Raw genomic sequence first — 22,574 nt, forward strand, 5'->3', positions numbered from 1 at the left:
CGTGTAAGTGCTAAGCACTAATTTCTTCAATTCTTTTTAGATCATCTGTGTTGTTATGCGTTCTACATCGGAACTGATCGGCAGGATGGCTTGCGGCTAAATGATCGCCTTGAGCAAACAGTTTGTTACGCAGTGAACCTGTTGCATATTCAGTTTTATAACGTCCACGTTGTTGTAACTCCGGAATCACCAATCGAATAAAATCATGATGTGATTCAGGGGCAACGGTACGGGTCAGGTTAAAACCATCAATGCCTGTCTGATCAAGCAGCTCAATCAGATATTCAGCAACTTCAGTACCACTGCCGACGATGAGAGGATAACGTCCACCGAGAACATGTTGGGCTTTCAGGTCATTTTTACTGATACGCTGTTCTTTAAATTTTTCATTGACAGAAGCAATGCTGTTGCTCTTTTGATAGGGAATCGCTTCATCGTCAGCAAACTTGGCAAGGTCAATACCGACTGAACTGGCATAATGGGCTAAACCTGCTTCAGGGCTGGCATACTGGCGATATTCAGCCAGCTTTTGCTGGGCAAGTTCATGTGTTTCAGCCACAATAACGGTAATCCCGACAAAGATCTTAATGCCATGTGCATCACGACCTTGTTGTGTAGCCTGTTGCCGTATTTTATTGACTTGCTGACGAATCTTTTCAGGTTGATCATCGCCAATAAAAATACATTCTGCATGACGTGTGGCGAACTGTAATCCCTTCGGCGAAGCACCTGCCTGAAATAAAGTTGGAGTGCGTTGTACCGACGGCGCCACCTGAAATACACCTTGGCTTTGGTAATACTGGCCTTGATGATTGATTGAGTGGACTTTGTTTGGATCAGTAAAAATACGCTGTTGCTTATCTTTCTTTAAGGCATCATTTTCCCAAGAACCTTCCCAATATTGATAGCAAAGCTGTAGAAACTCCTCGGCCTGATCATAACGCGCATCATGATCTTTTAAGCCTTTTTGTCCAATCAGGCGTTCGGCACTATCCAGATAACCTGTGACAATATTCCAACCGAGACGACCTCGGGTTAAATGATCAAGACTGGCAAAACGGCGTGCAAATTGGTAGGGCTGTTCATAGCTTAGATTGACGGTCACGCCAAAGCTTAAATTCTGTGTTACCAAGGCCATGGCCGAAATCAAGGTAGAAGGATCATGACTTGGTAACTGGATCGACTCTTTTAAGGTCAGATCGATACCATTTTGATAGACATCATAAACGCCCGTAATATCAGCTAAAAATAAACCATCAAACAAGCCTTGTTCTAAGGTTTGTGCCAATTCAGTCCAATAATTCAGCTCATTAAAGCGATGTGATTGATCACGCGGATGGGTCCATAAACCGTGATTGATATGACCAACACAGTTCATATCAAAAGCATTCAGTAAAATTTTCTTCGGGAGATTTTGACTCATCACAGCGTCCCTCGGCGTGGTGGTAAGATACCGTTCAGGACATAATTGCCAATAAAGTAATATTTCCAGCGTGCGGCATCGTGCAAAGTATGTACTCGTGCATTACGCCAATGACGATCGAGACCATCTGCACGTTGACTGCCACGGCTGCCAGCCAATTCAATGAGTTTTGATGATGCTTTTAATGCAGTTTCCGTACTATGCGCACGAACTTTGGCGACATCAATTGAGGCTTTGGCTAAGTTCTCTGCATTGAGTTCCTGTTTAGCGATATCAACTGATTGAGCTGCTTGTTTGAGTAGTAGCTCACTGGCTTTAACATCAGTTGCCACGCGCCCCAATTCAGACAGAGTTAATGGATCTTGAGTTGCTGATTCAATATTGGCATCAATCCAAGGGCGAGCCACACGCACGCGTTGTAGTGTTTCCTCAAATGCGGCACGGGCAATCCCAACTTCAATCGCAGCATGCATGATTTGTGCAAATGGTCCGACCAAAGACAACTGCTTGAATGCAGTATCAAAAGGAATGACATCCTCTTTGGCAACAAAGACCTGATTAAACTTAACTGTACCGCTGCCCGTGGTGCGTTGCCCAAAACCAGACCAGTCATCAATCAGTTCTAAGCCTTGGCTGTCGAGTTGTACAAAAGCCAGAAACTCATTGCCCGTTTCATCAACCACTAAAGTAGGAATACGATGTGCAAACAAGCTACCCGTGCAATAAAACTTTTCTCCTTGAATCAGATAGCCTTTCTCATTTGGAATCAATGTTGTTTGCTTATGGGCTGAAGTACGCGTTTTAAATTCAGCCAGTGCATTACCAAAGCGTGCACCATGTAAAACCTCTTGATAAAGACGTTTTTTTTGCGCTTCCGTACCAGTATTGCGTAATACTTCCAATGCATAGAAGTGATTTTGTGGAATTTGCCCAATCGAACCATCCGCACCGCTAAACAGCGCAATGACTTTGGCAACGGTGAGGCTGGAAACCTCTGCACCGCCATACTGTTTAGGTACGGTAATCGCCCATAAACCAGACTGGCTATAGCTTTCGATTTCAGTAAACGGTAGGTTTCGATTGGCATCACGTTCAACCGCTGCTTGCTTAAACTGCTGACTCAGTTGCGTGGCAATGTCCAATGCTTCGGCATCGCTTTGGATAATATGGGCTGCTTTAATATGGGTTTTGGCAAAACCTTGTAATTCTTGGTATGAGGTCATGATTTACTCCTTAAATCCAAGCATGGCGGGCAGGGTGCGTACCATTGAGGTAATAGTTACCGATGGCATGGAATTTCCAACGCACAGGATCATGTAAGGTATGTACACGGGCATTGCGCCAGTGTTGATCAAGATTATGTTGGCTCAGGCTGGCACGGCTGCCACCAAGTTCGAGTAGCTTCTCTGAGATATGCAGGGCAGCATCATTGGCATAAATTTTTGCTTCTGCTACTAAAATAGAAGCGCGCGCGGCTTGCTCGGCAGAAATCTCAGCGATTTGATCAAGTTCATCCAGATATTCGGCAGCATCATCCAGCAATAAAATGGCAGCATCGAGCAGGATATTGAGTTTGCCAACTTCTTGTAGGGTGTAATGCTCTTCACTGGCTTTTTCTACACCTGCATCAATAATGGGACGTGCTTTACGAATGCTGGATAAGCTGTCATCAAAGGCTGCTTCGGCAATACCGACATCAATGGCGACTTGTAAGAGCTGAGAATACGCACCGCGCACATTGGGAGTATCGGCAATAATGCGCTCATCAAAAAATAGTGCAGGATCAACTTCAACATTGTTTAATTTAACTGTGCCACTGGCTGTAGTACGTTGCCCAAAGCCATTCCAGTCATTAATCACTTCCACGCCTTCGGCATGACGATCAACGATTACCAATACGGTATAACCTTCAGGATGTAGTGCGCGGATCGCTAACCAATCTGCAAAGCTGGTCCCAGTCGAGTAAAACTTTTCTCCATTTAAAAAGTATTGCCCATTTTCTAACCTTAACGTGGTTTGAATGGCTTTGGTATCCTTAGAATTTTTTTCAGGTCCACCATTGGCGATACGTTTGCCTGCTAAAATTTCAGTATAGATAAACTGCTTTTGCGCATCTGAACCTGTGATATTAATAAAATTTAAAAGGCCGAATTGATTTTGTGGAATTTGTCCGACATTGGCATCGGCTTTAGTTAAAATACGAAATACATGGGCCAAGGTCTTATTGGAGACAAAAGTACCGCCATATTGTTTTGGAATACGAATACCGCCTAAGCCTTTTTGACTGAACTGATGGATTTGTTCGATTGGCAAAATACGATTTTGGTCTCGTTTATTTCGTTCTTCTAATGCAAAGTCAGCAACTTGATAGGCAGCATTAATGGCCTGCTGATCATTTGAAATCAGTTGTATTTGAGTTCTAATGGCTGATGGTTTACTGGACATGTGAGTACCTCGAATAGCTAAGAAATACTTTATAAAAATTTTACTTTTCCATTAAATTAGTAGTTATGCCTTGTATATCACAATAATTTCTAAGCATTTTTTATGAGAAAAATAACAAAAAAAATCATATCTAATCTAAATATAAAACAATAGTTTATGTAGATTGAAAGTTTATTGATGAGTATAAAAAGCTCTTTTCTATGAAAGAAAGGAATATTCTCACCACGAATATTGATAAAGAAACTTTGCCAAAATTAAAAATGATCGAGCAAAAAGGACATTGTATTGATTAGCTTTTACTTCTAAAGTAGAGCAAACCTTAGGTTTGATCGAGTAGAAAAATAAATTTGGAGAATTTATGCGGGTTTTATACCAATTTCCTTTGTCTCATTATTGTGAAAAAGCTCGCTGGTTGTTAGATCATAAGGAATTGGACTATGTGGCACATAATTTAATTCCCGGTTTTCACCGCGCATTTACCTATCTCAAATCTGGGCAATATCTATTGCCGATGTTGAAAGATGATAAACGCTGGGTTGCTGATTCAACACAAATCGCTTTATATCTTGATAGTACTTATCCTGAACATGCATTATTGAGACGTGATGAACAGTTACGCGAGCAAGCTTTAGAAATTGATAAATTATCGGGTGAGCTGGGTGTGCATGTCCGACGTTGGTCATTGGCGCAAGCGTTATCTGTTGGCGATCATCCACTCGAAATTATGATGGGTGAGCAAGGTTATTTACGCCAGTTTGAAAAAATTTCTAAACCAATTTTAAAGAGTTTGGTTTCTTCAAACTATAAGTTAAATCCTGAGAAAGTCGCAAAATCTAAATTGAGAATGACCGAGTTGATTACTGACCTCAATCAGCGCCTGATTGATAATCAAGGGCGTTATTTGGTTGGCGATCGTCTAGGTTTAGCTGATATAGCAGTTTGTTCAATTCTTGCGCCTTTACTCGTGATTAAAGGTACGCCGTGGGAATTGGAAAATGATGATATTGAACAATTCACGGGTGAATTAAAGGAATATCATGACTACCTATTAGATTTACCGCTTGGACAATATGTACAGCGTATTTATGCGACTGAACGTAATGCACGGGTTGATTGGCGCGGTTTATAAGATTTGTTGATGGACAAAGCCCTGATTGAAAGTAATCGGGGCTTTTTTATGAGAAAGAAAAGAGCAAAATAGTCAATAAAGTAAAAAATTATCGGTGAATAAAATTAATTATTAAAAGAAAATTCGTTTTAAGCAGAAAATATTAGAAATTATTGCCAAATTTACTTTAAAAAAACTGAAAAGAGGGAAATAATTATAAAAAGGCTTTGCTATCTTATGTTTCAGGGTGTGATAGGGATCGAAACGAGTTGTTCATTATTGGGAGATGAGTTGAACAGTTGCTCAAAAGGTCTTGTTTCGGCTTTGAGACAAAGATAAACCAAAAGTTTATCGGAATCATGTTTGCGTTATCCATGCAGCATCGTCAAAAGTTAAACGAATGTTTTCCCTTGACCCTTAAAAATTACTGAGTGAGCAGTTCCGATAGAAGCATAAATTCAGAGTGAGAACTGTAGAATGGAATTGGATCGTTTTGATAAACAAATTCTTGAAATTTTGACCCATGAAGATGTCAATCTAAATGAGCTTTCAGAGCGTATTAATCTTTCAGTGAGTTCGGTGCATCGCCGCATTAAAAACCTGATTGAATCCCAAGTAATGGGACAGCTCAAACGAGAAATTAATTTTAATAAGCTCGGCTTTAGCTTACATATTCTTTTACAGGTTTCTTTGAGTAAACATGACAGTGAAACCTTTGATAAATTCCTGCAAGAAATTGAAGATATTCCAGAAGTCACCAATGCCTTTTTAGTGACAGGGCAGAGCGCCGATTTTATTTTGGAATTGGTGGCTCGTAATATGGATGACTATAGCGAAATTCTATTACGCCGTATTGGTAAAATTGACAGCGTAGTTGCACTACATTCTAGTTTCGTGATCAAAGAATACAATGTATTTAACTGCTATAAACTGTTAAATAAGTTATAAAAAATGCATCTAAAAAGATGCATTTTTTACTGATCTGAATGAATTAAGCATCAAGTTGCGTTAATACATCTTCAGAGAATTCAACATTGGTATAAACGTTTTGAACATCATCAAGATCTTCAAGCATATCAATCATTTTCATGATTTGTTTGGCTTGATCAATATCATTGATTTCAGCTTTAGTCGATGGGCTCATCACAACTTCAGCATTGTCAGATTTTAATCCTGCCGCGGTAAGTGCATCTTGAACATCACCAAAGCTTTCTGGGCTAGTAATGACTAAGATGCTATCTTCATCAATTTCGATGTCATCAGCACCTGCCTCTAAAGCAACTTCCATGATTTTGTCTTCTAAAGAAACATCTTCAAAAGAAATTTCGCCACGTTTTGTGAACAGGTAAGCCACCGAACCGTTGGTTCCCAAGTTACCATTGGTTTTAGAGAAACAGTGGCGAACATCTGGAACAGTACGGTTTAAGTTGTCTGTCATGGTTTCAACGATAACCGCAACACCACCAACGCCATAACCTTCATAGGTTACTTCTTTTAAATCATCATTATCATCACCGCCAGCGCCACGTTGAATTGCACGATTAATCGTGTCGCGTGTCATATTCACTGAAAGTGCTTTTTCAACAACAGCACGTAAACGAGGGTTACTCGCCGCATCTGGGCCGCCCAATCTAGAAGCGGTTACGATTTCACGGATATATTTGGTAAAAACTTTACCGCGACTTGCATCTTGTTTAGCTTTACGATGCTTAATATTGGCCCATTTAGAATGACCCGCCATGGAAGTAACTCCAAAAAATTAAAACTCAAAAAAGTGCGTGAATATTAGCATAGCGATAGTTTTCTTGAAAACTGCCATAGCGCATATTCAAAATTTAAAATTTTGATTAAGCATCAAAAAATGATCAGATGGTTCAGACGATTTAGTTAATTTTTACATCAATATTATATTCGGCATATAGTTCTTTGATTTTTTCTAAATCTTGTTGCAGATCAGTAGGGTGAATTTTACCTAAAATGCCACCTTGTTTGGTTCGAGCATTTGCATACATCAAGATGATGGGTACATTGGCTGCTTTTGCAATATGCCAAAAACCAGTGCGAATGGGTTTTCGTGCTTCACCATCTTTTGCTCGTGTCGCTTCAGGGGCTATAACCAAATTAAAATTATCATTTTGATTAAATAGATCAACCATTTGAGTCACTATATCTTTATTGGCTTTGCGATCAACAGGAATACCACCAAGTTTTTCTAAAATAGGCTTGAGAGGACCTTTGAATAGTTCTTTTTTTATCAGTGTATGTATTTTTAATTCTAAAATTTCAAATAAAGCCAGAGAAAGGATGGTATCTAGGTTTGATGTATGCTCGAATCCAATAATAACTTGTTTTTTTTCTAGAAGTTTTGGATTAACATTGTATTGCCAACCTGTTGCTTTAAAAATAGATTTTCCTAAAAATTTTTTCATGGTTATCATCATAGGCTTTGAGTCGCAGCAGTGTAATACGACTTTTCAGAAAAATACATATCCGAAAATACCAGATCAAAATAAATTTAGATGTCTTATTAATGATCAAAATAGTGCTATATGATCTTTACTCAAGCCGTAAAGATCATATAGAATCAGCGAAGTTTATGATTTTTAACATTATTTTCAGTAAATTGATAAAATCATCTGCTTGTAATTTAAGTTAAATTTGACTAAGATCAAGCAGCATTAATTAATCATACACAAAATATGATTTAAGTTTAGGGCCTATAGTTCAGTTGGTTAGAGCAGCGGACTCATAATTAAAAAATCTAATAAAATTTATAGCAACACCTCACCACTTTTTGCAACAAAATCCACTCTTAAATCACTGTTTTAATTGCACTATTATCCTTATTTACTACTTTTCGCAACATTTAACAATCTATCGCAATCTTTCTAAAGTCTACTCTGAGTCTACTTTTCGGGTCTACTCACGGTCTACTCGAAAAGTCTATTCATGATATAAATTTAAAGGGGTATAAAACCCCTTTACGCCGTATGTTTAAGCTTATTCTTATTAATGTAATCAATCACATCTGCTTTCAAGTAATAGATGATCTTTCGTCCATTGGGTTTGAAAAAGGGGATACCACCACCATTGGTCCTTTTGTTCTGCAACCAAGATAAAGATAGACCTAGCACAATCGCAACCGTCTCAGGTGGAAATTGAGCTGAATCATTAGCTGCCCAAAAGCGGTTCGATTCGGCTGTTTTTTCTTCTGGTGACATACGATCTAATTTAGTTAAGCGTGACATTTAACTTCTCCAAATCGATTCTTTAAACTTGGCATTGGCCACCAGATCTGTCACTTCCGACTCATTCACGTTGTCATAAATATGAGTCATGTTGCCCCCGAACACTGTCAGTGTTCGGGTAATAGTTGAGTATTTGAATTTCATGATGTATGGCCCCCATCATTCGCAGCACTTTCAAGTTGCAAGCGGCGAGTGGAAATTAAGCGCATCATGTCTGGTTGAATGATCGGATCTAAAGTCGATACATCAATTTCCAATGAATCCAGTGTCGTTAGATCAGTTGCGTTTTGGATCTGAACTGAAATTGATGGATTCTCTTTAGCTTGTGGATTTTGGAAATGTTGTAAGCGTCTACTAATCGCACGTAGCAATGGTTCGCGCTGTTCTTCTGTCCATTTCATTGTTTGACTTACAAGAGAATTTGCTTCATCAGCGTTATTAGTGGTTTCTAAATCTTTGAGTAGTTTTTGGAGTTGCTCATTCCATGCTGCAGTCTCTTTTTTCACTTGATCAGAGTAATGGCCACTTTCATTTTTTTGCTGTGTCTCTACATCAACCTTTTGAGCTTGTGCCACAGCTGCAGCAGCTATATTGTCAAATGAAACATTAGATTGATCTTTTTCAAATAAAGCACTTTTTAAATTGATACGTGTTGCCAGTTTGGCGCTTTCTACTTCTGTTAAATCGCCGTTCGAATTGATGCGGGTGCGAATAGCCTTCAATTCTTCTGATGAAACAGCAGCATTTATCTCATCAACAAATGCATCACATAAAACTGAAAGCTCTGGATCTGGTGAATCGACTTGGCATTGATTAAGCAATTCATCTGCAGCATTTTCAGCAGTAGCTTTTTCAAGTGCTAACTGATCCAGCTTTTCATTTTTTGCTTTATTAATCGCATCAAGTTGATCTTGATTAAATCCGTTCTTCTCTAAACCAAAGCACGTTGTATTTACTTCTTCAGCCGTTACACAAGTAGTAATAGCATCAATGATTAAATCCTTGTTGTGTTCAATTTGGTTCTTTGCCAAGACGAACAATAGATAATTCACTGTTAAGCTCATGACCAAGTGCTTTAGAAATAGCCTTTAATTGAAGCTTGGCATTTTCATCATCACGTTGAACAAAGCCAGCATTAATTGATTCAATAAGTGCATTGGTTTTGAAGTTCATGACATAGATAGAAGGAGAGTATGTACATATTACAAAAACTTCTTGGCCATCTTGATATTCATCAATGCTAAGTGGCTTAGTGAAAGTAATACCAGCCAATTCAATTGTTTCAATCTTTATGCAAAACTCATAGTGAGGTTGATAAAAAACCGTAGCTGGCACTTGGTCAAGCGTCATGAACTCCTTATCACCGGGTAAAGTTCCATTACCTGCATATCTACAAAGAACATTTTTACCTAGTTGGATTGCTGCAAAAGCTTCTTGTGCGTTTAAGATATTGTTCATGCTGACCATCCTTCCATGTCTGACTTTGCTTGGCAGGCATTTAAAATATTTTGTTCGAATTTAGTCCCTCTGAAATATTCAGCAGGTCTATTTAATGCTTTGATGTTTGGCGCTTTCTGAATATCTTGCAGGGCAAGGTTGTATTCACTCTCTAAGCGTGAATCAGATTCCGTTTGTAGTTGTTTCTCATTTGCCTGATGAGCTTGTTTAAAGCGAGCTTTTTTATTAATTCATCTTTAAGAATGCTGGATATCAAAACTTTTTAGTTTCTTAAAAATCAGATTAATCGTGAAATAAATGTGATAATTATCAAAAAAATACGAAATAAAGTGATTGATTTAAGAGCTCAAGTTAAGTATTTTTTTATTAGGTTAGGTGGGTTTCTCCAACGCCTAACTAGGCTAACGACTGACACTCGGAAAGACGAGATGAAGCAAAACGCTCACAGCAATGTGAGCGTTTCTAATGCCATGAAAATGTGACATGTAGGCAATATCAGGGCTCCTCAATTCAATAATTCAATTAAGTTGATATCTAATACCAACATGAAAAGATCACGTAAGACACCTGAATATTTACCTTCAAACTGGACAACTGAACAAGACTGCTTTTTGATTGAAAATAGCGAATTGCCAATTGAAGAGTTAAAGAAACACCTTTCCTTTGATGAGGATACGATTCAAAGTCGAAAAGAGATACTTGGACTCAGTAGAAGACAGAGACAAATGCGTAAATTTTTAAACACTTAATAATCGCTTTAATATCTAATTTTTGCGAAACAGATTACAGTGCATGAAGCCTTGTTGATATACTTAATATTAGCGAGTCTTTCTTTAGTAATACTTAATATCTACATTCTCTTTTTTAGATGTAAGTGTATGTTTTTAAACTCCATTTAAAAATTATTTGATGATCGTTATGGCTAAGGCAAGTAAATCTTTGATAAAACCATACTTAAGAGAAAATGATCACCCATTTGTTACTTTATCCACATTTGTCAATTATGTTAGAAATAATAAAAATTGGTCTGATGAGAAGATTCGATCAATTGTGAAAGAAGCTAAGTCTAAGGATAGGCATCATTTTTATGAAACTTTAATGTCTAATATGGACAAAGATTAGTCTATTAGAAATTTGCATCTGAATAGATAAAAGCTACCCTAGTGGTGGTTTTTATTTATAAGTATTTGAAAAAATTAACTTATGAACTTGAGGTGAATATGAATTATTTACTATTCACAAAAATGTTTATGTTCGAAAAGATATAAGCTCTATAAAGAAAGTTTTATTTCGAAGGGTAGTTAATCGTTTTAGATGTGTTACTAAGGTTGAATGAGAAGGTTTTTAAAGACTCTCATATCTAATGAATGCACTTATAAAATTTTGATTGTATTAGAATTTTAATATTGTAATGTTAATATTACTCATAAAATAGATCATTGGATTTAAGTTGAATGGAAAAAGTCTTTCTAAAATCATTACTTATTTTAACTTTTATAAGCATTATTTCTGGTTGTGTTGACTACAAATTAGTAAAAAAAAGAGCATTACATAATCAAGAGGTTGAATATGTACCAGCACAAGGTAGTAACTGGTTTGCTTCTAAAGATATTGAAGAACGAAGCGGAAAGATTACATTTAATATGGCAACGCTAAGTAATTATTTAAATACTAAAAATGAACCATTTTCTAGTACTTCTAATCTAGTATTTCTTTATACTCAAGCGCCTAATGATAATAGTGTTCTGTTATCTGTGACAAGAGGACTTGCTGAATGTCCTGAAACTGATTGTGAAGTCACATTTAAATTCGATGAAGAAAAGCCTATAAAAGTTAAAATGTTTGTATTAGATGATTTTGACGGACATTCATTTAAAATTAGAAATGCCAAAGATAGAGATACAATTGTTGAGCTCGTTAAGAAAAGCAAACAATTAAAAGTTGATATACCTTTAATGAATAACGGTGTCAAAACAGCACAATTTGATGTTTCTAATTTTAATTATGTTTTTGAGAGATTCTTAAAGGAAAATAATTCCTAAAATTCATTATAGAATTAAATGTTTTCGCGATTTTTTTATCGGTGAAATAGTTTCACTTTCCTACGTACCGCCTTCGGGTGGTTTTTTATTGAGTTCTAAAAAGTAAAGACCCACTTTGAGGTAGGTCTTTGGGATGGCGTCCTTCGTTCTTTCGGCTACCCACAGGCTGGTTACTGGTTCTGGTAACAGGAGTAATAAATTACTGACCCAACGGCAGGAACCCTGTGAAGTAATAATACAACCATCGGGAAGTCCTTGCTCCTGCAATACAATTTTAAACGATATTCAATTTAGCCAGCAAGAACTATTGAGGGTGAGTATGGACACTTCAAAATATTTCGAACTCACTAAGAAGCGCGAACATAAAACCAAGCCAAGAAATACGCCGTTGCCGAAAGCCAAACAAAACTATTCAGAAGCTTTTGAAACATTAAAAGAAGAATTACAGGATCTAGCAATCGGCTTTGAAAGTAAATTCCAACCGATTCACACTAAACATTGGCGTTTTGATTTCCATATCGTGAAATTGCGTTTACTTATTGAGATTGAGGGCGGTCCTTGGTCTGGTGGGCGTAGTGGAAAATTATCAAATAAGGCTTGGAGTTTAGATCGATATGATCAGGTTGAGGATCTAGGCTTTAAGATTGAACGGTTACATCCTGATTCTATTTTATTTGGTTATGCAATCGATTGGATTAAAGGTCTTTTAGAGAGAATTGAACATGAACCAGATCCGACCATTTCCACCAACTGACCTGATTGACCAAGCCGATGAAGAAGAAGCTTTGCGCTTGGCACCTGCACCAGATTTAAAGGAATGGGTAGTTGCTAACTATCTCACAGTTGATGCTGAGCTATACAACCCAGATCATGACTACATCGCTGAGCTGTTACACGACAATGAAGAGTTTTTGGCGTTTGCTTGGGCATCACAGGCTTATAATTTCAAAAAGAAAATGGTGCTAGGTCAGTGTGAAAAAGTCATGTTTAACGTTGGTGGATGGCGTAAGGCAAGACAAGAGCAACAAATGCGAGATTGGTTTGGATTTGTGCCCATTTATCTAATCACTATCGATGCAAGCTTTTGCGAACAAACATCTGATCGTGAGTTTTGCGCTTTGATCGAGCATGAGCTTTATCACATCGGTGTTGAGCGTGACAGTGAGGGCGAGATCATCTATAGCGATAATACTGGACTACCTAAGCATTTCTTAGCTGGTCACGATGTTGAGGAATTTATAGGCGTGGTCAAACGACATGGCGCAAGCGAGAACGTTAAGCGACTTGTCGAAGTAGCGAAGCAAGCGCCGTTTGTATCAGATTTAGCTATCACAAAGTGTTGTGGAACATGTGTTATTAGTTGAGCCAATCGGCTCTTTTTTTTGGCTATCTTGTTATACGTAGTCATACAAAGAGGTGTTTATGGCAGCCTTAAAAGAGCCTGTAAAAATATTTATAGTTCAAGCTCTTGCATGCCGCGATACACCTCAAGAAGTTGCTGAGTTGGTAAAACAAGAGTTTGGGATTATAACGGATCGAATGCAGTGTGCATCATACGATCCAACTAAAGCAGCAGGTCGAAACCTAAGTAAGAAATTCAGAGATCTTTTTGAGGAAACTAGAAAGAAATTTGACGAGGGTTTGATCGATATACCGATCGCTAATAAGCATTACCGTATGAAGCAATACGATAAATTGCTGAACAAGACTAAAAATACAGTCACAGCGTTAAAGATTATGGAGCAGGCAGCAAAAGATAGCGGTGGCTTATTTACCAACCGTAAAGAGATAACGGGTGCAAACGGCGGTCCTGTAGAAACTGTTCAATCACAGACAACGGTTGAAGATTATCTTAAGGCAAGGGAAAAGGCGTTAGATGAGTATTGAGGATGATCATAAGTTAGCAATACAGATCGAAGCACAACAAGATCTCTATTTCTTCTCACGATATATGTTCAAAGAACGCCGTAAGTATAAATGGCGGCATAACTGGCATCACAGGGTAGTTTGTGATGCATTAATGAAAGTATTTAACGGCGAAATTAAACGCCTGATAATTAATATCCCGCCTAGATACTCAAAAACAGAACTTGCTGTGATTAATTTTATGGCTTGGTGTTTTGGGAAAGTGCCAGATAGTGAATTTATTCATATCAGCTACTCAGCAACATTGGCTGCCAATAATGCATTTCAGACTCGTAACTTAGTTCAAGAACAATCTTTTAAATCAGTTTTTCCTGATTTTGAGTTACGTGATGACAGCAAGGCTAAGGATGACTGGCGAACCAAAGCAGGTGGTGTTTGTTATGCCCAAGGTACTGGCGGAACGATTACAGGTTTCGGTGTAGGTAAGATTCGTGAAAGTTTCGGTGGTGCAATTATTATTGATGACCCACACAAAGCCAGTGAAGCCAAGTCTAAAACCATACGTGAGGGTGTTATTGAATAGTTTCAAAATACACTTGAATCACGCACCAACTCCCCAGAAACCCCAATTATTGTCATCATGCAAAGATTACATGAAGAAGATCTGGCAGGTTGGCTATTAGACGGCGGCAATGGTGAGGAATGGGAACATATCTGTTTATCAGCTATTCAAACCTGACACCAATTGCCGCAATTAAATTGATAGCGGATGCAGCAGGTGGTTTTATTTACAGTGAGCCGAACAGCAATACATTGACGATTAAGCCGCGTTATAAAAAGACATGGTGGGATTCAATCGCGATTGATGATTACGATCGTATTATTCCTGAATCAGTCGTAACGGATATCTCTACGGATTACATAATGTACCCCGACTATAACGGGGTTTTCCTTACCAATGACCGCAATGGGAATACTGGGCAAGTGAAACGGGTTGGAACGGCTGGCGATGTAAAGCTTGAACCGATCAACGACCCACTTTTTACGTCTGTTAGTGCGATGTATGAAAAAGGGCGAGAAGTTCTGGCCAAAGCTGGCATGGTTCAAACACATAGCTTATTGATGCCAATCACTCAGGAAATTGGGCAGTGTTTACCGGTAGAATTAACAGTCTTTAATGGTGACTGGTGGGGTATTACAGATGGTGTAAGTGGATCATTTAGTTATGAAAAAGTCACTCAAACCACATCTATAGAGAGGGTGAATTGTGAGTAATGTATTATCGAGACTTTTAGATTTATTGCCGAAAACGCCTGAATTTATAGCCACTGTGCAAAATGCTGATCATCCCAATTACAAGGTTTTAGTCGTTGATGGGACAGGGCTTGTACTGTGTACCAGTTCAACAGTTTTTAGTGTGGGAGACCGAGTGTATATCAGTGGCAATGAAATAAAACGAAGTGCGCCCACTGGTGTTGTATATCAAATCGAAGTGTAACTTTAAAACAAAAGAATCCGCCGTTTAGGCGGTTTTTTATTATCTGGAGAAACAGAAATGCATGAACAACTTTCAATTAAAGCTTTGCCTTGGTTCATTAAAATTTTAGCTGCAGTGGTTGGGGCGATATTTGCACTCACTTTATCCGGGAACATCGACAAAGAGGGGCGAATTAAAATCAATGTTAGTGTGATTATGAAATTCGTTTTTAGTGTAGCTATTAGTTTATATGGAGGTTCAGCTTTCATTGAATACTATGAATTAGCAGCGCATTACTCGCATATGGCACAAGGTTTTGTCATGTTGATGTTCGCAGTTTTCGGAATGCTATGTATCGGTATCCTGTATCAAGCTGTACAGCTTATGAAAGGTAAGTCACCTGCTGAAATCATAGTCGAAGTAAAAGAGACGTTTAGCTCAATTTTTAAATAAATAATTCAATTTTAACCATGCTGCCTTCGGGTGGCTTTTAATTTTCCATCCATCTGATTTTAAAAACCTATATCATTCAATAGATATAATGCACCAAATAATAAATCAGAGAACTCAAATGATTTTACAGGGGCCTTTTGTTGTTATCTTTGGAATGGTATTAAGTAATGAATAAAATCTATTTTATTTTGATTCTTCTCTTGATGACTGCTGTTGTATGGAAATCTAATCATGACAGATTGAAAAGAGAACAAGAAAGTGAGCAACAATTTCAACAGCACATGAAAAAAATGGCTCAAATGGAATTGGAGTATCAACGAAGATTGGAACGACAAGAAGCTGAGAAAGCAAAGAAAGCGCAACAGCGTATGAAAGAGAATCAAAAAGCTAGACTTGAGTCCGAAAGACTTGAACATGAAATGAGGATGAAAGAATATTCTAAATCGGAATATCCGAATTCATATGAGGAAGAAGAGATGCATAGATATATTTCTGAATAAAAAATTAATCCGTGCTATAAATATCCTTAACAAAATTCATTTTATTACCAATAAGTTAAAAGTTAAACACATGAAAAAAATATTATTAATTTGCCTAGCAACAATGATTGTAGGGTGTCAGCAATCTAAATTTGGAGAATTAGTAGCAACAAATCAGCTGAAAGAAGCGAACAAGAAAATTAGAACGTTTTTAAGTATTCTTGATGATCCTAATGCGGATAAAAATGATCAGGAAAACGTTCTATGTTTGATGTATCCCAAAATTTATAAGTATGAATATTTACCATCTATATTAAGACTGACAAAGTTAAAGATTATAGATGCTAAACCAAAAGATCAGCTATTAGATGATTTGCGTAAAACCACTGAAACTTACAGCAAAAAACTCAATATCACTTGTGACTAAAGAATTCAACCGACCTGAATATACTAATCCTATGATTCATATGTGAAAGGTGGATTAAAGTATTTTATACAGTGGTGAGTTTAAACCATGTTCGAGTTTTTAATGACTTTTTTTAAATCATTTGTTAAATTGCGTAAACAAAATAACAAATGGTTTTAAATATGAAGAAATTAGCAATAGTTTTATCTGGGGTTTTATTCTCGACATTCGTTTATGCAGATAAACCTTTAAATGTTCAATCTGGATATTCAATGCCTGCTTTAGAAAGTGGACAATCTGCAAACGAGAGGGCTATACCATTAGCTGAAAAAAAATCATATTCTGAATGGTCGAACAAGCGAACAAATAATACCACTTCATCTTTATATGCTCATTACACTCAACAAAATGGGAAGTTTAGTAATGATATTGATGTAGATCTAAAAGGTGGAACGATTGGATTTTCTACAACCCCATATTCAAGTGGTTGGTGGGTAGAATTTGAATACCTAAAGAATACTGAATATTCAGCAGATTATTATGAAGCTACGTTTGGTGGTCATTATAATATTATCAATTCAAATGGTTTTTATACATTAGCAACTACTGGTATGGGGGTAGGTGTTGGATCTGCTGATGGATTTGACGATACAGCTTACTTAACATTGCCAATTGGGTTGGAGGCTGGTTATAGCTTCGCACCAAACCTTTCTGTATTTGGCGGCGTTGGTTATAAGTGGAACTGGGAAATTAAAGATAATCGAACTCGTTGCAATGATGGAACTACAAGTAATAGCTCAGGTTCTGGAACTTGCTCATGGCATGGTGGTGTAGATACAAGCTATGACTACACAATTGGAGACTTTGATGGGTTAACTTACAAAGCTGGTATCCGATACAATTTCTAAAATAGCCATTTTCAACTATGAGGTAATGTATTTCATAGCTTGAAAAAATTATCCAAACGCTGATTTATCTAATGCCGCCCTAGGGCGGTTTTTTATGTCTAGAGGAAAGTGAATGCAAAATTATTTTAAATATGTAATAGATTGGTTAGATGCATATAATCTGACAGTAGTCGCTGTAATTCTATCCGCTATTGTAGCGATCGTAAGATCATTACCTATACAGCTTTCAATTTTTGTGGGTGGTATTGTGGGCTTCAAAGGCACACTTTGGATAGATCGAATGATTAGTAAAAAAGTAGGTGATGACTTATGAAAGCGATCATTGATTATTTACGTAAAATCAGTGGTGGAAAACTGACTCAAAAACAAGTCGATGCCACAGATAAATTAATAAATGTTGCTACAGCCTATGATGTTGACGATATGCTTGGAATAGCAATTGATTCTGACATGAGTGTAAGTTCAGTCGGTATTCAACTTATCACCAGTTTTGAAGATCTAAAATTGGAAGCTTATGATGATGGTGTAGGCGTCTGGACGATTGGTTATGGGACAACGACTTATCCAAATGGTGTTGCTGTAAAGAGGGGTGAAAGTTGTACCTTAGAACAAGCAAAGTCCTTTTTTCAACATGATTTGAGGCGCTTTCAAACTGCTGTAAATGGGGCTGTGACTGTTCCACTCTCACAAAATCAATTCGATGCTTTGGTTTCTTTGGCTTATAACATCGGGACGAATGCTTTTAAGACTTCGACCTTAGTGAAGTATCTGAATGCTTTAGATTTCAAAGCTGCAGCAGATGAGTTCCTAAAGTGGAACAGAGGTGGGGGAAAGGTGATGAAAGGTTTGGTTCGTCGTCGTGAGACTGAGAGAGCATTATTTTTAAAGAAATAGAAAAAGCCCTTTTTGAAGTGCTCAATTCAACAATGAATAAATACTACATTTTCTTATTTCAAATAAAAGCCAAGCATCACAGCAAACATTCCAGGAAGCATACATAAAAAGCCCATCGCTTTAACTTCTTGGGTGTTTCTTATATGTTTGTGAAATATATGTGGACCAAATATCATTCCCAAGAAAGTTAAGATGAATCCAATAATTATCAAAAATGCTGACATCATTTTTACTCTTTACATTGAAATAAAACCGCTCATTATCATCATTGATAGTGAGCGCTTTTGTTTTGATTATAGATCAATGTCGCTAATCAGAGTAAAAATCACCTTCCGCATATTCATACATTATTCTTGGAGGCACGGCAGGATCTGGCTTCATATTCTTCATATATTCAACTGATTCTCTTGTCTCGTTTGAATTTATAAAGTCAGCTAATTCATTTAAATCTTTTCTAATTTCAGCCTCAGAAACTGGTTTGGCGTTATATTGCTGTCTTGATGGTTGAAATTTACGTTGTGTTTCTATTGCACGTTGTTGGCGCTCACGTTCGCGCTGAGCCTGAATTTCTCTTTCTCTCTGATTCTGTAGACGCTGTTGGTCTACAAAACGCTGAGAAATTCTATGCCCCTCACTGGCTGCGTCATATGCAAAAGTTGTTACTGGGGTTATAAGTAGGCTGGAGAGCACAATTTTACTTAAAAGTTTTTTAATCATTTATTCATCACTTTTATAACAACTGATAATACTAAATTATTATAAATAATAAAAAAATTAATAGAAGTTCATTTTAATTATTAATAGTCAATAAAGACTTTTTTCTCCCTTAGGGCGGGTTTTAAATCTACGATGAAACCACATATATTGTGTAAGGTGCATTTTTATCTGATTTTCTATTGTCAAATTGACTCGTGTTGCATCTTTCACCTCATCAGTGCTTGGAAAGTTTGTCAAAGCGGGTTCTAGTTTTATATGGTATTGAGGATTACGAATGTCTCCCTCACGATAAAAAAACAATGGAATTGCTGCTGCTTTAGTAATTTTAATTAATCGTCTATGTGCTGTTACTGTAGCAGCCTGTATACCAAAGAAAGGAGCCATTACACCTTGTTTAAGTCCGAAGTCTTGGTCGGGGCTATACCAGATAGCATGCCCATGCTTTAAATTCGCTATTAGACCTTTCATATCATCTTTAGAAATCTGATTTTGATAAATTGTAGCTCTGCATCGACTAATAAGCATATCTAAGAGAGGATTGTTTTGAGGACGATAGACAACATCTAAATCAAAAAAACGACCACATACAAAACCACCGGCATCTAGTAAAGTTGTATGTGTCCCTAGTAGTAGAACACCATTTTCTTTAGCATTTTTAAGATGCTCTAAACCTTGAATGTGCATCCTATTTTGGAACCAGTGAGGACTGTACCAGGCATTTAATGCTTCAAATAACCCCAACATCATATTAAAAAAAACTTGTTTCGCGTCAGCTAGTATTTGTTGTTCACTTTTATTGGGAAAACATAGCTCTAGATTTCTGATAGTTGTTTTGCGTCTAGACTTGAGGGCTTTCCAAGCCAGTTTTGAGAGGATTTTTGCAAGCCGCCATTGAATGGCCCAAGGAAGAATTGCAAACATCATTAAAAGAATTAAAAATATCCAGATCCCCCAATATTTGGGTAATAAAAATGACCAGTGAAACTCTCCTGTCTTCAATTGCTGTTTATATGTCATAGGGGCTTTTTTAAGGAAATTTGTTCAGCCTAGCATAATGGAAGTAAGTTAAACAACATGCTTGCTACTAGTGTTTAATGAACATTTCCTCGGCTGTGTAGTTTCATGACTTATGCAACTTTATGTTGAACCAGAATCTTGATTGGCCTCATTTAATAGCATTAGAAAACGCTAAGCACTATGAAGATGTTATTTATAAAATTGAGTAAATATATTTGAATGCTCTCAAATTGGATAAAAATAACTCCAAATCGACCGTATTTAAGATTTAATCAATATTAAGCTTGCTTATTTATATTAAAGAGCCTATAAAGCTAACTCGTCGGTCCGGGATGGAGCAGTCTGGTAGCTCGTCGGGCTCATAACCCGAAGGTCGTTGGTTCAAATCCAGCTCCCGCTACCAACCGACAATATTAATTTTGCTCAGTGATATATTTAAAGTTGCTATTCTGGAAAGAACAAATAGCAATTAATTTAGCTTAGATAATCCTAAATAAAGCTATAAATTATTAAATTCTAGAATTCCAGTTATTTTCTCTTATCTGTCTAGCTTATAGTAAATCAAATCAATCATTTGAGCTCTTAAATGAGTAACTTGGTGCTAAAAATTATTAATGAATGGCATATAGTCAAAGCCAGCAACGGCAAAGAAATTTGTGTACAAATTATCCCTCTTAAACGCCAGAAAAATACTTTGAAAGGATTTAAATGGGTAGAAGTCGGAAAAAAAGATACTTTTAGATTCTGGTCAAGAGATTGATTTTAATTTAGATGGTAATAGCTTCTATACTGAAGTTAATCAGCTTTATCGATTAACATAAATAATTAACACATTTGTAGTCTCTTTTTTTATAAAAGATTAATTAGATAAAATCACAGTAAAACTTAGGTTTTATCTTTCAATAAATTATTAAAGGTTTTAAATATGTCAAATACAACTACTGGTACAGTTAAGTGGTTCAATGAATCTAAAGGTTTTGGTTTTATTCAAGCTGATTCAGGTGAAGATCTATTCGCTCATTTTAGTGATATTCAAAGCAGTGGATTTAAAGTTCTTAATGAAGGTCAACGAGTTTCTTTTGTTTCTGGTCAAGGAAAGAAAGGGCTTCAAGCTACTTATATCCAAGCTATATAATATTGAAAAACAGGAAAGCTCACATTATGTGAGCTTTTTTTTGTTGATAGACTCATTCTATCAAATTCATTCTTTTCATTAGCTTCAAATCGTACTCACAACTACATAATTATTCTTCAAAGCCAATGACCAGCCAGATTCCTTATATAACGGCTCGCTATATTTGATTGTGTACTCGATATAGAAGTAGATCCAGTTTTTCATTTTGCACCACTATACATTTCATTCGTATTTCTATTTTTACCTAAAACAATTTCTTCTATATCATTCATGGCAGCTCTTAACTTCTTATCACTAATTTTAACATAACCAGCAGTGACATCATTTTGATCTTCATTCTTGTGGTTCAGAAGCTTTTTAATTGTATATTTACCATAGTCCAGACTCTCTGCAATCGATCCATACGTTCTCCTTAGGTCATGGAACGTAAATTGGATACCACAACTTTTATTGATCTTAGCTCTAACTTTAGAAATATTAGTAATGTGGCCAGATTCAGATTTTGCAGAAGGGAAAACCCATTCTGACGTAATTTGCTTTCTACGCTTTTTCATCAACTTCCAAAGATAATCACCCATAGGAAGCGTATGTGGTTCATTATTCTTTGGATCTATTGAAGTGATATAACCATATTTTAAATCTACAGCAGACCATGCCAACGACTCACACTCTTCACGTCTAAAGCCAGTTAGGATTAATGTGATGAGAAAGTCTTTGTTGGTCTCAAGTTGCTGTCCACGATCTTCAAAATTTAATACAGCATTGATCCAGTCAGGCAGCTTGTCCTCATTGATATATGAACTTCGTCTACGAATCTTATTCCAAGACTTTTTAGCTGTTAAAGTTTTAACTGGGTTGAGTGGGGGAATGATAGGTTGTTCATCATCATCCAAATAGTGTTTGATCGAAAAGTTATAAATAGCTCGAAATACACGCATACACATATTCGCTTGAGCTTTACTGTTAACTGATAGGTCTTTGTGTTTTTCTTGAACCATTGTTCTAGTAATGTCTTTAAGCTTAGTATCCTTCCAGTCTTTTAAGTAGCCATTAACCACATCACTGTAATCTTCCAACGTACGCGGTTTTAATGTGCGTTCCTCGATATATACCTGATATGCCTCATTTAAAGTCGGCTGAGACTTTTCAATATCAAAAATTGATTTAGCATCTGCAATTTTCTTCTTTTTCTTATCTATTGGTTTTATACCCATCGTCATATCTAAAAGAGCTTCTTGAGCCAATACTCTTGCTTGAGACAGAGTGATTTGGCCATGAATACCTAGAGTAGACCGAGTAGACCTGCCATTAACCTTTTTTTCAACGATATAAGTTTTATATGAAGTATTTACACGCACAGCAAAGCCAATTAACTCACTATCACGATAAATCGCAGGAATTAATTCGAGTTGATCAATAAATGACTTAGTAAGCTTTACTCTGTTTGCAGACATAAGCTAGAATCCGCTTGTTTCACAACATTTAGCATCATATTACA

Annotated in this window: 26 protein-coding genes, 1 tRNA gene and 4 pseudogenes; 20 read left to right on the forward strand and 11 right to left on the reverse strand. The window is 36.9% G+C overall.

What is annotated here, in order from left to right; all coding sequences use genetic code 11:
• Positions 1 to 10 precede the first annotated feature (10 nt).
• From IEV17_RS06540 to IEV17_RS06550, 3 genes are read right to left on the reverse strand one after another with little or no spacing between them, the layout of a single operon-like run.
• Positions 11 to 1,423, reverse strand: coding sequence for an LLM class flavin-dependent oxidoreductase (locus tag IEV17_RS06540; RefSeq protein ID WP_004661593.1), 1,413 nt, complete (start codon positions 1,421 to 1,423; stop codon positions 11 to 13).
• Positions 1,423 to 2,646 (reverse strand): SfnB family sulfur acquisition oxidoreductase, encoded by a 1,224-nt coding sequence (locus IEV17_RS06545; protein ID WP_004661595.1) that lies wholly within the window; start codon positions 2,644 to 2,646, stop codon positions 1,423 to 1,425. Before IEV17_RS06545 ends, IEV17_RS06540 begins: the two co-directional genes overlap by 1 nt.
• A gap of 10 nt (positions 2,647 to 2,656) precedes the next feature.
• A complete protein-coding gene (locus tag IEV17_RS06550; protein WP_004661596.1) occupies positions 2,657 to 3,868 on the reverse strand; it encodes an SfnB family sulfur acquisition oxidoreductase in 1,212 nt (403 codons plus the stop codon).
• Positions 3,869 to 4,226: 358 nt separating this feature from the next.
• Between IEV17_RS06550 and IEV17_RS06555 the strand changes: the two genes are divergently transcribed.
• Positions 4,227 to 4,997 (forward strand): glutathione S-transferase family protein, encoded by a 771-nt coding sequence (locus IEV17_RS06555; protein ID WP_004661598.1) that lies wholly within the window; start codon positions 4,227 to 4,229, stop codon positions 4,995 to 4,997.
• A gap of 456 nt (positions 4,998 to 5,453) precedes the next feature.
• Entirely contained in the window at positions 5,454 to 5,924 is a 471-nt protein-coding gene (locus IEV17_RS06560; protein WP_004661600.1) for an Lrp/AsnC family transcriptional regulator, read from the forward strand.
• Between the two features lie 43 nt (positions 5,925 to 5,967).
• On the opposite strand, the gene IEV17_RS06565 is transcribed toward IEV17_RS06560, so the two are convergent.
• The 5 genes and pseudogenes from IEV17_RS06565 to IEV17_RS17150 all read right to left on the reverse strand — a co-directional run.
• Positions 5,968 to 6,717: a YebC/PmpR family DNA-binding transcriptional regulator gene (locus IEV17_RS06565; protein WP_004661603.1), complete on the reverse strand. Its 750-nt coding sequence runs from the start codon at positions 6,715 to 6,717 to the stop codon at positions 5,968 to 5,970.
• 142 nt (positions 6,718 to 6,859) lie between these two features.
• Complete coding sequence (locus tag IEV17_RS06570; protein ID WP_004661604.1) at positions 6,860 to 7,417, reverse strand: 1-acyl-sn-glycerol-3-phosphate acyltransferase; 558 nt, start codon at positions 7,415 to 7,417, stop codon at positions 6,860 to 6,862.
• A gap of 540 nt (positions 7,418 to 7,957) precedes the next feature.
• A complete protein-coding gene (locus IEV17_RS06575) occupies positions 7,958 to 8,224 on the reverse strand; it encodes a DNA-binding protein (protein WP_004661607.1) in 267 nt (88 codons plus the stop codon).
• A gap of 140 nt (positions 8,225 to 8,364) precedes the next feature.
• Entirely contained in the window at positions 8,365 to 9,288 is a 924-nt protein-coding gene (locus IEV17_RS06580) for a hypothetical protein (RefSeq protein WP_227554454.1), read from the reverse strand.
• A pseudogene (locus IEV17_RS17150) lies at positions 9,242 to 9,682 on the reverse strand (hypothetical protein); the annotation flags it as partial. The gene IEV17_RS06580 and the pseudogene IEV17_RS17150, both read right to left, overlap by 47 nt.
• Positions 9,683 to 10,227: 545 nt before the next feature.
• Here IEV17_RS17150 and IEV17_RS06585 point away from each other — a divergent pair.
• The 15 genes and pseudogenes from IEV17_RS06585 (at position 10,228) to IEV17_RS06655 (ending at position 18,207) form a co-directional block, all read left to right on the forward strand.
• Positions 10,228 to 10,431 (forward strand): acyl-CoA thioesterase, encoded by a 204-nt coding sequence (locus IEV17_RS06585; protein WP_081399784.1) that lies wholly within the window; start codon positions 10,228 to 10,230, stop codon positions 10,429 to 10,431.
• A gap of 169 nt (positions 10,432 to 10,600) precedes the next feature.
• Positions 10,601 to 10,804 carry a hypothetical protein gene (locus IEV17_RS06590; protein WP_227554455.1) on the forward strand — a complete coding sequence of 68 codons (204 nt, stop codon included), beginning with the start codon at positions 10,601 to 10,603 and terminating at the stop codon, positions 10,802 to 10,804.
• Positions 10,805 to 11,136: 332 nt separating this feature from the next.
• A complete protein-coding gene (locus IEV17_RS06595) occupies positions 11,137 to 11,724 on the forward strand; it encodes a hypothetical protein (protein ID WP_004661612.1) in 588 nt (195 codons plus the stop codon).
• A 319-nt stretch (positions 11,725 to 12,043) separates the two neighbouring features.
• Positions 12,044 to 12,478, forward strand: coding sequence for a hypothetical protein (locus IEV17_RS06600; protein WP_004661613.1), 435 nt, complete (start codon positions 12,044 to 12,046; stop codon positions 12,476 to 12,478).
• The gene (locus IEV17_RS06605) at positions 12,447 to 13,088 is read left to right on the forward strand and encodes a putative metallopeptidase (protein ID WP_004661614.1); all 642 of its coding nucleotides are present in this window, start codon (positions 12,447 to 12,449) and stop codon (positions 13,086 to 13,088) included. The genes IEV17_RS06600 and IEV17_RS06605 overlap by 32 nt, the downstream gene beginning before the upstream one ends.
• Positions 13,089 to 13,146: 58 nt before the next feature.
• A complete protein-coding gene (locus IEV17_RS06610) occupies positions 13,147 to 13,611 on the forward strand; it encodes a DUF2280 domain-containing protein (protein ID WP_004661615.1) in 465 nt (154 codons plus the stop codon).
• Positions 13,601 to 14,323, forward strand: a pseudogene (locus tag IEV17_RS06615) (phage terminase large subunit); the annotation flags it as partial. The gene IEV17_RS06610 and the pseudogene IEV17_RS06615, both read left to right, overlap by 11 nt.
• Positions 14,311 to 14,865, forward strand: a pseudogene (locus IEV17_RS06620) (hypothetical protein); the annotation flags it as partial. The pseudogenes IEV17_RS06615 and IEV17_RS06620, both read left to right, overlap by 13 nt.
• Positions 14,858 to 15,088 (forward strand): hypothetical protein, encoded by a 231-nt coding sequence (locus tag IEV17_RS06625; RefSeq protein WP_004661619.1) that lies wholly within the window; start codon positions 14,858 to 14,860, stop codon positions 15,086 to 15,088. The pseudogene IEV17_RS06620 and the gene IEV17_RS06625, both read left to right, overlap by 8 nt.
• A 57-nt stretch (positions 15,089 to 15,145) precedes the next feature.
• A complete protein-coding gene (locus IEV17_RS06630) occupies positions 15,146 to 15,520 on the forward strand; it encodes a hypothetical protein (RefSeq protein WP_004661620.1) in 375 nt (124 codons plus the stop codon).
• A gap of 167 nt (positions 15,521 to 15,687) precedes the next feature.
• A complete protein-coding gene (locus tag IEV17_RS06635; RefSeq protein ID WP_034601269.1) occupies positions 15,688 to 16,020 on the forward strand; it encodes a hypothetical protein in 333 nt (110 codons plus the stop codon).
• Between the two features lie 70 nt (positions 16,021 to 16,090).
• Positions 16,091 to 16,426: a hypothetical protein gene (locus IEV17_RS06640; RefSeq protein WP_034601714.1), complete on the forward strand. Its 336-nt coding sequence runs from the start codon at positions 16,091 to 16,093 to the stop codon at positions 16,424 to 16,426.
• Between the two features lie 161 nt (positions 16,427 to 16,587).
• Entirely contained in the window at positions 16,588 to 17,313 is a 726-nt protein-coding gene (locus IEV17_RS06645) for a DUF3761 domain-containing protein (protein WP_051063520.1), read from the forward strand.
• Between the two features lie 112 nt (positions 17,314 to 17,425).
• Complete coding sequence (locus tag IEV17_RS06650) at positions 17,426 to 17,626, forward strand: hypothetical protein (RefSeq protein ID WP_004661632.1); 201 nt, start codon at positions 17,426 to 17,428, stop codon at positions 17,624 to 17,626.
• Positions 17,623 to 18,207 (forward strand): lysozyme, encoded by a 585-nt coding sequence (locus IEV17_RS06655; RefSeq protein ID WP_004661634.1) that lies wholly within the window; start codon positions 17,623 to 17,625, stop codon positions 18,205 to 18,207. Before IEV17_RS06650 ends, IEV17_RS06655 begins: the two co-directional genes overlap by 4 nt.
• A 309-nt stretch (positions 18,208 to 18,516) precedes the next feature.
• Here IEV17_RS06655 and IEV17_RS06660 read toward each other — a convergent pair whose 3' ends face one another.
• Positions 18,517 to 18,924: a hypothetical protein gene (locus IEV17_RS06660; RefSeq protein WP_004661636.1), complete on the reverse strand. Its 408-nt coding sequence runs from the start codon at positions 18,922 to 18,924 to the stop codon at positions 18,517 to 18,519.
• Positions 18,925 to 19,011: 87 nt separating this feature from the next.
• Positions 19,012 to 19,941, reverse strand: coding sequence for an LpxL/LpxP family acyltransferase (locus IEV17_RS06665; protein ID WP_004661637.1), 930 nt, complete (start codon positions 19,939 to 19,941; stop codon positions 19,012 to 19,014).
• Positions 19,942 to 20,268: 327 nt separating this feature from the next.
• Between IEV17_RS06665 and IEV17_RS06670 the strand changes: the two genes are divergently transcribed.
• The 3 genes and pseudogenes from IEV17_RS06670 to IEV17_RS06680 all read left to right on the forward strand — a co-directional run bounded on the left by IEV17_RS06670 (position 20,269) and on the right by IEV17_RS06680 (position 21,076).
• Positions 20,269 to 20,344 (forward strand) — tRNA-Met (locus IEV17_RS06670).
• Positions 20,345 to 20,527: 183 nt separating this feature from the next.
• Positions 20,528 to 20,762, forward strand: a pseudogene (locus IEV17_RS06675) (transposase).
• A gap of 104 nt (positions 20,763 to 20,866) precedes the next feature.
• Positions 20,867 to 21,076 (forward strand): cold-shock protein, encoded by a 210-nt coding sequence (locus IEV17_RS06680; RefSeq protein WP_004661641.1) that lies wholly within the window; start codon positions 20,867 to 20,869, stop codon positions 21,074 to 21,076.
• A gap of 200 nt (positions 21,077 to 21,276) precedes the next feature.
• Here IEV17_RS06680 and IEV17_RS06685 read toward each other — a convergent pair whose 3' ends face one another.
• Positions 21,277 to 22,530 carry a site-specific integrase gene (locus IEV17_RS06685; protein WP_004661642.1) on the reverse strand — a complete coding sequence of 418 codons (1,254 nt, stop codon included), beginning with the start codon at positions 22,528 to 22,530 and terminating at the stop codon, positions 21,277 to 21,279.
• Between the last annotated feature and the right edge of the window lie 44 nt (positions 22,531 to 22,574).

It is taken from the genome of Acinetobacter modestus (assembly GCF_014636095.1).
GTDB classification, from domain to species: Bacteria; Pseudomonadota; Gammaproteobacteria; order Pseudomonadales; family Moraxellaceae; genus Acinetobacter; species Acinetobacter modestus.